We start from the raw sequence: 14,623 nt of genomic DNA on the forward strand, positions 1-14,623 counted from the left end.
AGGGCGGCGACGTCCGAGCCGAGTGGTACTAATAGCCCGGGACTTTCCTCACGTGAAGGTTGATATATTTTAAGGCGATAAGGCGAAGCTGGTCTCTTCGGATTGATGTCCGGTCAAAATCTTACAAAACGAAATTAAGGTGGCTATAGCACGAGGGATCCACCTCTTCCCATTCCGAACAGAGAAGTTAAGCCTCGTCACGCCGATGGTACTGCGTAACAGTGGAAGAGTAGGTAGCCGCCGTCTTGAAGCAAGGCGACAGCCGATGGAGAGGAGTCAGTCCGTAAGGGGTGACTCCTTTTTTTATATTAAATTTGATGTATTAAATCTATTATCTAATATCATGAAGAAAATCTATTTATTTCTATTTAGTCTGTTTATCTGTAATATCCTTGCGGCGCAAGATCAAGACTATAAAATAGTCAGAGATATCTCTTATACCCAATCGAAAAATCCATATGCGGTGGAACGTTGTAAATTGGATCTTTATTATCCCGAGAACGCAAAAGACTTCCCTACGGTAGTCTGGTTTCACGGAGGCGGCTTGTCGGGAGGTAGCAAATTCATCCCGGAGGAATTGAAGAACTGCGGATTAGCCGTTATCGCCGTAAATTACCGTCTGCTACCCAAAGCCACGTTGAGCGATTGTATCGATGATGCCGCCGCCGCTGTCGCTTGGACATTCAGCGAAATTGAGAAGTATGGTGGGGATAGGCGTAAAATCTTTGTCTCAGGTCATTCCGCTGGAGGTTATTTAACAAATATGGTCGGACTGGATAAGAAGTGGTTGACTAAGTACCGGATAGATGCTGATTCCATCGCCGCATTAATCCCTTTCAGCGGTCATGCGATCAGCCATTTCGCTTATCGGCAGGCGAAGGGGATGAAAGATACCCAACCGAGTATCGACGAGTTCGCCCCTTTGTTTTACGTACGTCCTGACGCTCCTCCATTGATTATCGTCTCGGGCGACCGGGAGATGGAGATGCTGGGCCGCTATGAGGAGAACGCCTATTTTTGGCGTATGATGAAAGTGGCCGGACATAAGAATACTTATATCTATGAGTTGGACGGATATGATCATGGATCGATGGCCGCTCCTGCCTTCCACATCTTAAAGAATCACGTGAATGCGATCTTGAAAGGTTCAGAAACCCGGTAATTCGATAAACTATTTAATTTAATACGTATGGTTCTCTTTTCTTTATTAATGGTCTTGATTTGCTTGAACGCATGTTCTGGAGCGAAGACCTCGGACAATGTAACGGTGTATGTCACGACAAACGATCGTGCGAAAGATTTCGTGAGAAGTGAGATCGCCTTGGGGGACAAACAAGCCGCCTCGCCTTCCGTGATAACGATAGACCCTTCGGTGCGCTATCAGACGATGGATGGCTTTGGCGCCGCCGTGACAGGCTCTACCTGCTATAACTTGATGCGGATGGCTCCCGAGGATCGGACAGCTTTCCTGAAAGAGACTTTCTCTGATACGGAGGGGATGGGGTATAGCTATATCCGTATCTCGATTGGCTGCTCGGACTTTTCTTTAAGTGAGTATACTTGTTGTGACACGAAGGGTGTCGAGAATTTCGCCTTGCAGAGCGAGGAGAAGGAGTATGTGATACCGATCTTGAAGGAGATCTTGGCGATCAGCCCTTCTATAAAAATCTTGGGATCGCCTTGGACTTGTCCAAGATGGATGAAGGTGGATAACTTAAAGGATTTGCGCCCGTTCGAGTCGTGGACTAGCGGACAGCTGAATCCCGCCTATTATCAAGATTACGCTACCTATTTCGTGAAATGGATACAGGCGATGGAGGCCGAGGGGATTCCTATCGAGGCGATAACTCCCCAAAACGAACCTTTGAACCGAGGAAATTCCGCTTCCTTATTTATGGGATGGGAGGAGCAACTCTCTTTCGTGCGTGACGCTCTAGGCCCTAAACTGAAAGAGACTGGCCTCAAGACGAAGATCTACGCTTTCGACCATAATTACAATTACGATAATATGTTGGAGCAGCAAGGCTATCCGATGAAAATCTACGAGGATGAGAATGCCGCTTCTTTCCTGACAGGTGCCGCTTACCATAATTACGGGGGCGACCGGGAGGAGTTGAATAACGTAAACGGCAAGTTCCCCGATAAAGAATTAATATTTACGGAAACTTCTATCGGCATGTGGAATGATGGACGTAACTTAGAGAAACGCTTGATGGAAGATATGGAGGAGACGGCCTTGGGTACGGTGAATAACTGGTGTAAGGCAGTTATCGTATGGAACTTGATGCTGGACAACGAGCGGGGACCGAACCGAGAGGGTGGTTGCCAGACTTGTTATGGTGCCGTGGATATCGATCGCTCGGATTATAAGACGATTACCCGGAATTCTCATTATTATATTATCGGTCATTTATCCTCTGTGGTGAAACCGGGGGCAGTACGGATCGGCTCTAAAGGGTATACGGCTGATGGGATTATGTATTCCGCCTTCGAGAATTTAGATGGAACGGAAGCGCTCGTATTACTAAATAATACGGACGGGACTAAAAATATAACGGTAAACAGCGGCGAACGTTCGTTTACCTACGAGGTTCCCGCTAAAGCAGTCGCTTCTTTTCGTTGGAATCTTTACTAATAAGGAGGGTGTGTTAAAAGTTGGTATTATGGCACGCAGATTTAGCAGATTTACGCAGATAATATATTGATTTTCATATCATAAATCTGCGGTCATCTGCTCAATCAGCGTTATCTGCGTGCCATGTTCACACTTTTGACACACCCCCGAATGTCCAATACTTTATCTATAGTGGCAACAAGCCGGTAGCTTATCATATACGGCTTTATCCGCCTTATCCATATCCGTGTCATGGCCTACTTTAGCGATCGCCTTGCTGATCGCTTTCGGGGAGGTCTTTTGGGGATCGTACTGGAGATGGATCATCTGGGTATCTTTGTCCCAATGAGCGGATAACACACCATTTACCTCTTTTGCCGCTTTCTCGATACGTTCCTTGCACATATCGCAAGAGCCTTTGACACCGAACATGGCATGCTCGGAGGCTACCCCCGTGGCGCTTTGCGCATGCATCATATGCCCCTCATGCCCAATCATAGGCTTGGCGGGCTCGTCGCCGTTATTCATCATGGAAGTTTTTCCCTCCAGCTGTGCGCTGGCGTCTATGGCGAAGACTCCGTTGGTTACGATTTCCTCACCTTCTCGCAAGCCATTCAAGATAACATAAGAGTTACCAAGGGAAGGGCCTAGCTCCACTTCACGCATCAAGAAAGCGGGGGTATTCGTATCCGGTTGCTTTACGTACACGATAGCACGTTTACCCGTCCAGAGCACAGCGGTTTGCGGTACGACGATCTCGTTCTTATAGTTGCGGAGCGGGGCGCTTACGTTTGCCGTGGCGTACATCTCGGGCTTGAGCTCCAAAGAGGCGTTCGGTACCTCTACACGGACCTTGGCGGTACGGGTCGTCGTGTTCAAGATCGGGTCGATGAAAGAGATCTTACCCGAGAACTTCTTGCCGGGTAGCGCTTGCAAGGTAAATTCCACCGGATCACCTTTGCTAAGGAAAGGGAGATCCACCTCGAAAGCGTCGAACAAGGCCCATACCTTCGTGAGGTTCGCCACGTCGAAAAGGATAGCTCCTTGGGATACATAATCACCTTGGCTTACCCGCTTGGACAGGACGATACCGCTCGTGTTCGACTTGATCTCTACAACCGGGGAGATAGAGCCGGACTTCTCGATAGCGGCGATCTGGGCATCTGTCATCTTCCATAAATATAGTTTTTCACGGGCGGCCTGTATCAATTGAGATTGTCCCATGCGGATCGCTTCCAACAATTCTTGCTGGGCGGTGAAAAGCTCTGGGGAGTAGAGGGTAGCGAGGGTCTGTCCGGCACGCACCGTCTCACCCGTGAAATCAACGTTCAAGCTCTCGATGCGTCCGCTTACATGGGCTGTTTGAGATTGCAGGCTACGCTCGTCCGGTACGATCTTGCCGTATAAACGGACTTGCTTGACCGGATTCTGGCGGGATACCTTGGAGGTTTGTACGTCCGCTAAGGCTGCTGCTTCTTCCGAAAGCTGAATGGCGTTGGGATCGATGGCCTTGTCGGAGAAGGAGCTCTTACGTACGGGGATCAAATCCATGGCGCAGATAGGGCATTTACCCGGCTTGTCTTGGCGAATTTGGGGATGCATGGAACAAGTCCACTCGCCGGCCTCGTTCTGTTGGAGGTCGTGGCCATGCGTAGGGTCGTGAACTTCCGTGCCGGTCTCGCTCGCTTGTGACGTATGGCTGTCGGTATCGGAGTTATGGAACAGAAGCCAGCCCAACAAGAGGCCGCCCGCTAGGAACAGGATATATATCAGGTACTTGGATTTTACGGTTTCATTTATATTTTTCATTTTCTTATTCGTTTACAGAGGTGGATATTAATTTTTCGATTCCGGCGATTTGGGTATTATATTCCGCTATCGCTTCGCTTTTCTTCAAGTGATAGTCCAACATTTGTCGCTCCACTTGGATCACGTCGGTCAAGGTCGTACTTCCTGTCGAGAATTCCCGGACGATCAGTTGGTAGGTGGCCAACGATAGATCGTATTGTTTCTGGTACAAATCGATTTTCCGTGCGGCATCTTCCAATTGCTGGGTAATACGGATATACTCGGCTTGCAGTTGGTTCATCGTGTTCTCGTACTTCAACTCGCTGGATTTCCAATAATGCTTGCTTTCCCGTTGCTGTGCGTTATATTTCTTACGGAAGATAGGAAGGCTGATCTTTAGCATGGGCATGAACATATCCTTTCCGTTCATACCGGACATAGAGCCCATAGACATATCCTCTGGTTTCTTCCCGATCAAGGAATACTGGAGGCCGATACCTAGCATGGGGTAACTCATTTTCTTGTCCATCTCCGCCTTGGCTCGGTAAGCGTTTCCTTCCGCCTCCAGCATGGTAAGCATGGGGTTGTTGGAGATGACGTTGTCAAGAGCCATCGACTCACTCCATGAGAGAGGAAGCCGTTCCAACGAGTCGGGGACGGAAATCGGGGTAGCTAGCGACTGATTGAGCAACGTATTAAAAGCAGCCTCGGCCGTTTTCCGTTGCGATAACAAGGAGGCTAGCGTATTCTCCAGTTCTACCTTCTCCATCTGGATTCGCAGTACGTCCGACATTCCGCCCATAGAGTTGCCACTTCCCATAGAGCCTCCACCCATAGGGCTACCGCCGGACATTCCGGACATCGTACTACCGGATGTTCCCGTGCTTTGTACCGTAGGGCTTCCCATGCTACTGCCTCCCATACCCGACATACCTCCACCGGATACGGCGGGAGGAGTCGATGGAGCAGAAGATACGGGGGAGGGTAAGACGGAGGAACCGCCCGCCTTCGCCGACGGAGCGGAGAAGCGGTTCAATGCCAACTGTTCCAACTGGTCTAGCAGACGAAGGTTCGCCTGCGTATTTTTATATTGCTCGCTGATATTGCAAAGCTGGTACCATTGACTCTTCACCTCGTAATACAGGTTGTTGCGACTGTTACGGAATTGTTCGTAAGCCATCCGGGCCATCTCGGTCGCCTCGTTGCGGGCCGCCTTCCGGGTACCGAACCAAGGGAACATTTGCATCAAGGTGAAATCCGCTATTTGCTTTCCGGACAAGATCTCCATCGGTTTCAGGAAGAAACCGATCTCCAGTTCCGGGTCCGGATAGGCTCCGGCTTGCGGGACTTTCTCCAAAGATGCCTTATACAGGGAGAAGTCGGCGTTGATCTGCGGATTGTTACGTGCTGCCAGTTCCAGATAATAGCCTAAACTATCGGCCGGCTGGGAGTAAGCGAAAAGGACGTTTAGCATCCCCAGTACACCTGCCATGATGATTGATCTGATTCTTTTATATCTCATAAGTCGTTACCTCCTCTTGAATTTTATTCTTTTGTTCTTTCTTTATAGCGTTCTCCCGCCACCAGCATTGCAGGACGGGAACGACAAACATGGTCATACTCTGGATCAGCATTCCTCCGAACGTAGGGATAGCCATCGGTACCATGATATCCGCCCCCTTACCGGTAGAGGTAAGTACGGGGAGTAAAGCGATCAGGGTAGTGGCTGTAGTCATGGCCGCTGGGCGTACCCGTTTCAGTCCGGCGGCTACTACCGCTTCCCGGATATCGTGCTTAGTGCGGGGGTCTCGCTCGAGGAATACATGATGGATGTAGGTTCCCATCAATACCCCATCATCCGTAGCCACACCGAACAAGGCGATGAAACCGACCCAGACTGCCACGCTCAGATTGATCGTGTGCATCTGGAAAAGATCCCGCATATTCTCTCCGGCGATGGAGAAGTTCATGAACCAATCCTGTCCGTAAAGCCATAGCAAGATAAAACCTCCGGCGAAGGCCACGAACACCCCGGAGAAATGGATCAGTGAGGCAGTGACCGTCTTGAATTGAAAGTATAGAACCAGCAGGACGATCAACAAGGAGAGGGGAACGACGATCATCAGCCGGCTGGTGGCACGCTCCTGCTGCTCGTAATTGCCGGCGAACTTATAGGATACACCGGGATCAAGGTTCAACTCGCCCTCCTTTATCTGTTGCTCAAGGATGCGGGAAGCCTCTTTCACGACATCCACTTCCGCCTTCCCCGCCAGTTTGTCGAAGATGACGTAGCCTACCAAGAAAGTGTTCTCGCTTTGGATCATCTGCGCTCCACGGGTATAGTTGATATCGGCAAGCTCTTTAAGCGGGACTTGCGCCCCAGTGGCGGTCGGTACGAGGATCATACCTAGCGCCTCTGGATTATCTCGAAGCTCACGAGCGTAGCGTAGGCGCACCGGGAAACGTTCCCTGCCTTCCACGGTGCGGGTCAGTACCATGCCACCGACAGCGGCACTTAATATCTCTTGCAAGTCCTCCACGTTTACGCCGTAACGGGCCATATTCTCACGGTTCAGTTCGATCTCCAGATAAGGGGCGCCTACCGCACGGTCGTAAAATACGGAAGAGGGGATAACGGAGGGTACCTCTTTCAATGCCTTCTCGATCGCCTTTCCGGCTTTCTCGATCGTCTCCAGATCCGGGCCATACACCTTGATACCCATCGGGGCACGCATACCGGTGGATAACATGACGAGACGGGCCTCGATAGGCTGCAGCTTCGGGGCGGAAGTCAATCCCGGAAGATGGGTGACGTTCACGATCTGTTGCCAGATATCGTTCGTGTTCTTGATCTCCGGTCGCCATTGGCGGAAGTAATCGCCTTTAGCGTCTGGGATCAGGCTGTCTGAGGGAATCAGCCGGAAACCGTCTTTGGGGTTATATACGCCTCCATCTTTTAGGAGATACTCCCCTTGCCGGTTTACCTTGAAACGTTCCCTTTTCTCGTCCTCATTCAGGATATATTCCGGACGGTAGTTGATCGTATTCTCGAACATCTGTACCGGCGCTGGATCGAGGGCGGAGTTTACACGGCCCCATTTACCGATGGCGGTCTCCACCTCGGGGATAGAGGCCAGCCGTTTGTCGAGCGCCTCTATATAATCAAGGTTTTGCTCGATACCGGAATGCGGCATGCTAGTCGGCATCAGTAGGAAAGAACCTTCGTTCAGGCTAGGCATAAACTCCTGTCCGATGCCTCTCCATATCCAGAAACCGAATACGATGGTAGCTCCCGGAATCAACATGAATTTCCAGCGGTTATCCAAGCACCAGCGCAATATCCTCTCATAATAAATAACGAGCAGCCACAGGATGCTTAGGATGATGGCTACGCAACCCGCCACGAACAATATATTGGCGAGCATCCCTTTTTGCGGCCCCATCGGCAACCATTCCTCGGATAGGTAATAGATCGTGACAAAGAGGGTGATACCGATATTGATATAAGTGCTCATTTGAGGCTTCTTCCAATAACCGGACAATAGATTATTCACCCCGACTGCCGTTAGCCCGATAGCCGGAATACTTCCATAAATAATAAGTAAGGCGATTCCGGCCACGATCAACAGGTAATTCAGTATTTTCCGTATCTGCCTTGAATGGATCTTTATCGAGAATAACCAATACGATAGGGAAGGAAGCAAGATCAATCCCAGCACGAAGGCGGAAGCCAAAGCATATGTCTTGGTATAGGCCAAAGGCGAGAACATCTTCCCTTCCTGCGCCTCCATGGTGAAGACGGGGAGGAAGCTGACGATCGTCGTGATCATCGCTGTGCTGATTGCCCCGGACACCTCGCTTACCGCCTTATAAATAAGGTTGACAAACGCCTTTCCCCCCTGTATATGTCTGTTCTCGGGCATCTCCCGGTAACGGATGATACTTTCCACGAAGACGACCCCTACATCCACCATCACGCCAATGGCGATCGCTATGCCCGATAAAGCCACGATATTCGCCGCTATCCCCGTATAACGCATGATGATGAACGTGGCGAGCACCGCTATCGGTAGCATACTGGCGATAACGATAGAGGCCCTCAGATTGAGTACCAGCACGATGATGACGATCACGCAGATCAATATCTCGTGGGAGAGGGCGGTCTCCAACGTCCCGATCGTCTCCTTGATAAGCCCCGTACGGTCGTAGAACGGCACGACGGTTACCTTGGAGACCGTCCCGTCCACCAGTACCTTTTGGGGCAATCCCGGCTCCATCTCCTTGATCTTCGCCTTTACGTTATTGATAACCTCCAAGGGGTTGGAGCCATAGCGGGCTACGACCACTCCGCCCACGGCCTCCACACCCTCCTTGTCCAGCCCTCCCCGTCGGGTTCCGGGGCCGATATTCACGAACGCCACGTCCGATATGCGAACCGGCACGCCTTCCCGAACGGTGACGACGGCATTCTCTATATCTTTTACATTCTTGATATACCCCAAGCCCCGGATCAGGTACTCCACCTTGTTGATCTCCATCGTCTCGGCGCCGATATCGAGGTTGCTCTTCTTGATGGCGCTCATGATATCCATCACGGAGACGTTGAAGGCGTACATGGCATCCGGGTTCAACTCGATCTGGTACTCCTTCACGAAACCGCCCGCCGAGGCAACCTCGGATACCCCCTCGGCGGAGGATAAGGTGTACTTGACGTAGAAATCCTGTATCGTACGCAACTCCTCGGCGTTCCAGCCTCCGGTAGGTTTACCGGTCTTGGGGTCCCGTCCTTCCAGCGTATACCAATAGATCTGCCCGAGGGCGGTAGCGTCCGGTCCCAAGGTAGGCTGTACGCCTTCCGGCAAGGTTCCCGGAGGCAGGGAGTTCAGCTTCTCCAATATACGGGAACGGCTCCAGTAGAACTCTATATCGTCATCGAAGATAATGTATATGAAGGACATCCCGAACATGGAGGAACTACGGATCGTCTTCACTCCCGGGATACCTAAAAGAGAGGTGGTCAGCGGATAAGTGATCTGGTCCTGTATATCCTTCGGCGAGCGGCCCATCCATTCTGTGGCCACGATCTGCTGGTTATCGCCGATATCGGGGATGGCGTCTACCGGAATCGGATTCCGGGGAATGATCCCCCCGTGCCAATTGAAGGGAGACGTGGAGATGCCCCATACGATAATCAGCACTAGTAAAAGTAAGGTTACCACCCTGTTCTCAAGGAAGTAACGAATGATTCTATTTAACATTTGAATGAGCTTTTATGATTTGAAAACATATGAGAACGCTTATTTGTTCGTCTTTGAAGGCAAGCGATCACATGAGTACTCGTGATGCTTTACGCCAGTACTCGCAATGGATTACTCCAGTATTTGCAATGGATTACTCCAGTACTTGCGGTGGATTACTCCAGTACTCGCAATAGATTACGCCGGTACTCGTGCGTAAACAGACGTAAATCGCCTTTTAAAAAGGAAGCCTATACGCTAAATCAAAAAAGTACAATGATGGACGAATAACGGGATAGCGCTATTCTCCTTGGGTGGATTAATAAAGGGATTGGAACGTGTTGTCTCGTCTCGCTCGGCGATCTTATAGGAGTCGAGTAGATCGAACAACAAAACTACAGCGACAGGAGCGGACAATTGCACGAGCGTATTCGCCACATCCTGATCGACGGATAACTTAACATATTCCGTCTCGGTAGAGCAGCACTTATGGGACGTGCCCGCCTCACCGCAACTGGGGCAAGTGTCAAGATACTGCAAACTCACCTCCGCCAACTTACCCATACAATAATGGTAATTCAGCGCCAACCCGGAGGAAACCCCGAGGTAAAGAACAGCGAGTATGAACAATAAAAATCTTCTCATCCCAAGTAATATATTCCGCAAATATATGAATATTTTTTGAACGGGCAATAGGGTGGAAAAAGTGCTCGTAGGGTTGTTAAAATCAGAACCTTTTCTTTATAGCCTTGTTCAAGGTAGGTAATTAATCTAAACAAAACACATTTATGAGACTATTTGTACAAGGAGCAGTATTACTGCTAGGTATGGGATTCTTATCGGCTCCCGCTAAGGCTCAAAAGGTGGTCATCGAGGATGACGTGCCAAATTCGATAGTCCTTGTCAGCCAAGACAAGGCAGGTGATGAAATCGTGAGGATAATGAATGAGACGCAGAGCCCTCGTTTCCACGACCCGAAAGCCCCCCGCTTCGTATTGACCGATCGTAAGGGACGTTTCGCCTTGGGTATCGGCGGTTACGTGAAGGCTACGGCGGAGTATGATTTCGGCGGGATTTCGGATGATGTCGATTTCTATCCGTCCATGATCCCGAATGGTGGGCAGAACTACGTCCGTAACCAGTTCCAGATGGACGCTACTACCAGTACGATATTCTTGAAATTAATGGGTCGTACCAAACACCTCGGGGATTTCGTCGTGTATACGGCGGGTAACTTCCGGGGAGGCAGCAAGGTCTTCGAGCTCCAGAACGCCTATGTGTCTTTCCTTGGTTTCACGATGGGTTACGATTATAGTACCTTCATGGATCTGGCCGCCCTTCCGCCCTCGATCGATTATGCGGGGCCTGCCGGACAGGTTTTCAGCCGTGCCACCCTGTTACGCTATGAGCGTGCTTTCGGTAAGGGATGGAAAGCGGGTGTAGGTATCGAGATGCCAGTGGTGGATGGCATCACGAACCAAAGCGTGAATATCAGTAACCAACGTATGCCGAACTTCCCTGCCTATATCCAATACGCTTGGAATAAGAGCAGCCATATCCGTGTAGCTGGTATCGTACGTAATATGACGTACGAGAACTTGGTGGCGCAACGGGCCGAGTCTAAGGCCGGATGGGGCGTGTTTGCCGCCTCTACGTTCAATGTGACGAGCAAGCTGAACTTCTACGGTCAGGCTACTTACGGCCGGGGGATCAGCCAGTTCTTGAATGATATCAGTAATCTGGACGTGGATCTGGTTCCGGACCCCGAGGCCAAAGGCAAGATGCAAGTGCTTCCGATGATGGGTTGGTACGCTGGCTTGCAGTATAATATCACGCCGAAGGTATTCGTCTCCAGCACCTATAGCCAGACTCGTTTATACAGCGAGAATGATTACCCGGTTACCCCGTCGGATCAATACCGCTACGGTCAATACTTGGTAGCCAACATTTTCTGGAACGTGAACGCTAATCTGCAAGTCGGCGCCGAGTACTTGAGAGGCTGGCGTACCGATTTCAACGATATGACCCGCCACGCCAACCGACTTAATGTTTCCGCTCAATATAACTTCTGATAATGTAGCGTTTTGTTGATGTGCCACACCGGGGGATTCTTGGTGTGGCATTTCTTTTCGAGGCGATTGGCAGGTCTGCGATTAATAGATGTTCGCCATGCTAATCAGCGGCTCATACAGCTTCTCGATATCCTGCGAATCGATCTCGATTTCTACTTGATCACCGGGGATAAGAGTCTGTCCGGCGGGAGCCAAGTCCTTGCGATCCCGGTGAATAGTCTTGATGATACAACGTTGGGGGAGGGTGAGGTGATCTACCTCCTTCCCGTCGAAATAGGCACCTGTCATGATCTCTACGAACAGGCTGGAACGCCCTTCGGTACGGAAGGCTGGAGTCGAGATCATCTCGTCGTAGAGAACCACGTTAAAAGGTTTTATCTGTAGCATTTCCGTGAAGTAATACGTAAGCCCGCCGACAATGATAGAGGGGTAGAATACGTCCAGATGCCCGGTTATCTCCGTAATCAAGACGATACCCGTCAGCGGTGTCCGGACTACCGCCACCAAGAAACCTACCATGCTGATTAACATGATATAGCTGATGCTCTCCGTTTCAATGAAACCATACTTCACCAATAATAAGGCGATGATCTGCCCGAACAATCCCCCGGTAACTAGTGTAGGGATGAAATTCCCTCCCGGCAGTCCGGAGGAGAAAGAGAGAGACGTGAATATCAAGTGGATGAGCATCATCGCCGCTATCCATAAAACGGGGTGATATCCATGCATCGCTTGCATGATAAGGAATTGCTCGCCTCCTCCTGTCAAGTCGATCTCCGTCAATGAGATCGTATACGCTATGATAAGCAGGTACAACATCTTCATATAAGGAGGATGCTTCAGTCTGGTAAAGAAATCCTTGCACCAAAGGGTAAACATCGAGTAAATTTTCCCGAAGACGGAAATAACCACGGCCAGAAATAAGAACAACTTCAGTTGATCTATAAAAGTAGCCTGCGGGGCAATAGCGCTAATCTGCGAGTAGGGGTTGAAGGGGAAAATCAAGCTCGCTACGCCTCCCGCCACGACCCCTGCCAGCAAGGTGGTAATGGCGGTCTTGGGAGCGTCGAACCGTTCGATGGACTCGATCACCAAAAGTGAGGAAGCGAGGGGAGCGGCGAAAGCGGCGGCCAATCCGGCACCTGCGCCGGCGGCCAAAAGTTGCTTGCGCTCTCCAGCCAATACGTGTCCCCATTTGGAAATGATATTCCCCACGTAAGATCCGATCTGTACGCACGGCCCCTCACGACCAAGGGACAGGCCGGCGCTGATCGCTAATATCCCTCCCGTGAACTTGGCGATTAATTGTGTCAATGGGTTTTTATAAGTGATCCTGCCATTGATAACCGCCCGTGTCTGGGGAATGCCCCCACCGGTAATCAGCGGCATCTTCTTGACCATCCAATTCACGCAAAGCAATATACCCCATAGCGTGAAGAAGAACAAAACATGGAAATACCAAGGGTAATGACCGTCGAAAAAAAGTTTCCGGCTATTGAATAACTGCTGGAGCAGATAGTGATAAGGTACCGCTACCAACCCGGTCAGCAATCCCACGAAAATGCTTACAAAATAAAGTCTGGCGTCAATAAGTTTCAATTTCCAGATCCGCCAGCGCCTCAATTTTGTTATATCTAAGAGATCATTATCCATCGGACTCACCTTGTTTTCGTTTCCTGTTACAACAACCAAGGTAAATAAGAGGTTTAAAATCTCATTCCATTGAACCTTTTTTAAAAAGCCTTGTTATTAAGATATAGTGTTTTTCATGGTATTAGAATTAAGTTAGATTAGGTTATCCGTCTTGTTCGTGAGAATAGGGCGGTTTTCCTGTTTATAGGGGTTTGTACTTTGAGGCGGTTAGGATTTCTTGGGCGTCGTTGTTTTGCATCAACGCCTCCGGGGTAGATCCCGTCTCCTTCATGTACTGGTTGATGATCTGCCAGCCTATCCAAGTCCCGATATTCCCGGGAGCGTCGTTCTCGGGGAAAATGGCCGGGGTATCCTCGAAATACTGGGAAGTTATCAGTTGATCCGGGGTATAAAGATGCTTGCGCTCGATGATTGCTTTCCAGATTGTTCCTTCGTTGTCCTTGCACCAGTTGTAGGCCTGTTCGGTGTATCCCATTAGCTCGGCGGCATCGGGAACGCCTAGGGCTTGCGAGAGCAGGTATTTGATTTTTCCCTCGTAAATCATCCGGTCCAGCAATACGTTCTCTTTTCCCGCGAAAGGATATTCGGACATGAGCCAACCCGCCAGATAATCCGGGACTACAAGTCCACGTTGCATTTTCAATTTCTGGGAGTCATAGAAGAAATCCTGATACAAGGGATAGTCCTTTCCCATATACTTATCGATGGAAAGGGAAAGCAGGCTATCGCCTACCAATACGTTCTGGTTGAAACCAGATACATGCATATAGATAGCAGGGATCTGCATCGAGGGGAAATTCTCCTTTAGATAGGCGAATCCGTACCCCAAGGATTTCTCGATATCCTCCACGAAATCATATTGGGTGATAGCGTCACGATACAAGCCTTTCAAGGTAGGCTCCGAGTAATAATTCCGCATTTTCTCGAAGAAGCCGGGAGTCTCGATGGTTTGCAGGTTTAATATGCCTTTCCCGATGATATCCAGCATTTCCGGGTATTGTTTGATTAGTTCGGGTTGCAAGGTGGTATCTCCCGTATCGATCAGCCGGAATAAATCCTTGTCAAAACGATTGATATGCAGGGGTTTGACGGTGGCGTAGTTGATTGTATTTGTGTTTTGCCCGTTGCAGCTCAATAGCGTAGCGGACAAAATGCAGGCCATGATGAGTTTTGTAACCATATCTCTTCGTATAATAATGTAATATGATAAGAAACGGATCGCATGGGGTAATATTGTGTGACTGGCATCTTATTACTAC

At 49.8% G+C, this 14,623-nt stretch carries 9 protein-coding genes and 1 rRNA gene; 4 read left to right on the forward strand and 6 right to left on the reverse strand.

The genetic code is table 11. The features are described from left to right. The first annotated feature begins 135 nt into the window (after nt 1-135). The 3 genes from rrf to NBH16_RS20060 all read left to right on the forward strand — a co-directional run bounded on the left by rrf (nt 136) and on the right by NBH16_RS20060 (nt 2,635). Nucleotides 136-246, forward strand: a 5S ribosomal RNA gene (rrf, locus tag NBH16_RS20050). A gap of 97 nt (nt 247-343) precedes the next feature. Beyond that, complete coding sequence (locus NBH16_RS20055) at nt 344-1,162, forward strand: alpha/beta hydrolase (RefSeq protein WP_005866104.1); 819 nt, start codon at nt 344-346, stop codon at nt 1,160-1,162. 27 nt (nt 1,163-1,189) lie between these two features. After that, on the forward strand, nt 1,190-2,635 hold the full coding sequence (locus NBH16_RS20060; RefSeq protein ID WP_008779458.1) for an endo-1,6-beta-glucanase: 1,446 nt from the start codon (nt 1,190-1,192) through the stop codon (nt 2,633-2,635). 162 nt (nt 2,636-2,797) lie between these two features. Here NBH16_RS20060 and NBH16_RS20065 read toward each other — a convergent pair whose 3' ends face one another. The 4 genes from NBH16_RS20065 to NBH16_RS20080 form a co-directional block, all read right to left on the reverse strand. Continuing rightward, entirely contained in the window at nt 2,798-4,423 is a 1,626-nt protein-coding gene (locus NBH16_RS20065; protein ID WP_122144177.1) for an efflux RND transporter periplasmic adaptor subunit, read from the reverse strand. A 4-nt stretch (nt 4,424-4,427) separates the two neighbouring features. Next, entirely contained in the window at nt 4,428-5,894 is a 1,467-nt protein-coding gene (locus tag NBH16_RS20070) for a TolC family protein (protein WP_250788995.1), read from the reverse strand. A gap of 19 nt (nt 5,895-5,913) precedes the next feature. Then, nucleotides 5,914-9,660, reverse strand: coding sequence for an efflux RND transporter permease subunit (locus NBH16_RS20075; protein WP_250788996.1), 3,747 nt, complete (start codon nt 9,658-9,660; stop codon nt 5,914-5,916). Nucleotides 9,661-9,897: 237 nt separating this feature from the next. Beyond that, nucleotides 9,898-10,284 (reverse strand): HYC_CC_PP family protein, encoded by a 387-nt coding sequence (locus tag NBH16_RS20080; RefSeq protein ID WP_158532895.1) that lies wholly within the window; start codon nt 10,282-10,284, stop codon nt 9,898-9,900. A gap of 143 nt (nt 10,285-10,427) precedes the next feature. On the opposite strand from NBH16_RS20080, the gene NBH16_RS20085 reads away from it, so the two are divergent. Further along, on the forward strand, nt 10,428-11,711 hold the full coding sequence (locus NBH16_RS20085) for a DcaP family trimeric outer membrane transporter (protein WP_121962585.1): 1,284 nt from the start codon (nt 10,428-10,430) through the stop codon (nt 11,709-11,711). A gap of 81 nt (nt 11,712-11,792) precedes the next feature. Here NBH16_RS20085 and NBH16_RS20090 read toward each other — a convergent pair whose 3' ends face one another. After that, nucleotides 11,793-13,364: a ClC family H(+)/Cl(-) exchange transporter gene (locus NBH16_RS20090; RefSeq protein WP_005866120.1), complete on the reverse strand. Its 1,572-nt coding sequence runs from the start codon at nt 13,362-13,364 to the stop codon at nt 11,793-11,795. Between the two features lie 181 nt (nt 13,365-13,545). Further along, the gene (locus NBH16_RS20095) at nt 13,546-14,544 is read right to left on the reverse strand and encodes a gliding motility protein GldB-related protein (RefSeq protein WP_250788997.1); all 999 of its coding nucleotides are present in this window, start codon (nt 14,542-14,544) and stop codon (nt 13,546-13,548) included. Between the last annotated feature and the right edge of the window lie 79 nt (nt 14,545-14,623).

Source organism: Parabacteroides sp. Y3-G-102 (assembly GCF_023656845.1).
In the GTDB taxonomy this organism is placed as follows: domain Bacteria; phylum Bacteroidota; class Bacteroidia; order Bacteroidales; family Tannerellaceae; genus Parabacteroides; species Parabacteroides distasonis.

Bases quoted from the DNA above. Each gene is read 5' to 3' on its own strand.
- NBH16_RS20090 (WP_005866120.1), bottom strand. From the start codon at position 13,364: ATGGATAATGATCTCTTAGATATAACAAAATTGAGGCGCTGGCGGATC.
- NBH16_RS20070 (WP_250788995.1), bottom strand. From the start codon at position 5,894: ATGGCAGGTGTACTGGGGATGCTAAACGTCCTTTTCGCTTACTCCCAG.
- NBH16_RS20065 (WP_122144177.1), bottom strand. From the start codon at position 4,423: ATGAAAAATATAAATGAAACCGTAAAATCCAAGTACCTGATATATATC.
- NBH16_RS20075 (WP_250788996.1), bottom strand. From the start codon at position 9,660: ATGTTAAATAGAATCATTCGTTACTTCCTTGAGAACAGGGTGGTAACC.
- NBH16_RS20085 (WP_121962585.1), top strand. From the start codon at position 10,428: ATGAGACTATTTGTACAAGGAGCAGTATTACTGCTAGGTATGGGATTC.
- NBH16_RS20060 (WP_008779458.1), top strand. From the start codon at position 1,190: ATGGTTCTCTTTTCTTTATTAATGGTCTTGATTTGCTTGAACGCATGT.
- NBH16_RS20055 (WP_005866104.1), top strand. From the start codon at position 344: ATGAAGAAAATCTATTTATTTCTATTTAGTCTGTTTATCTGTAATATC.
- NBH16_RS20080 (WP_158532895.1), bottom strand. From the start codon at position 10,284: ATGAGAAGATTTTTATTGTTCATACTCGCTGTTCTTTACCTCGGGGTT.
- NBH16_RS20095 (WP_250788997.1), bottom strand. From the start codon at position 14,544: ATGGTTACAAAACTCATCATGGCCTGCATTTTGTCCGCTACGCTATTG.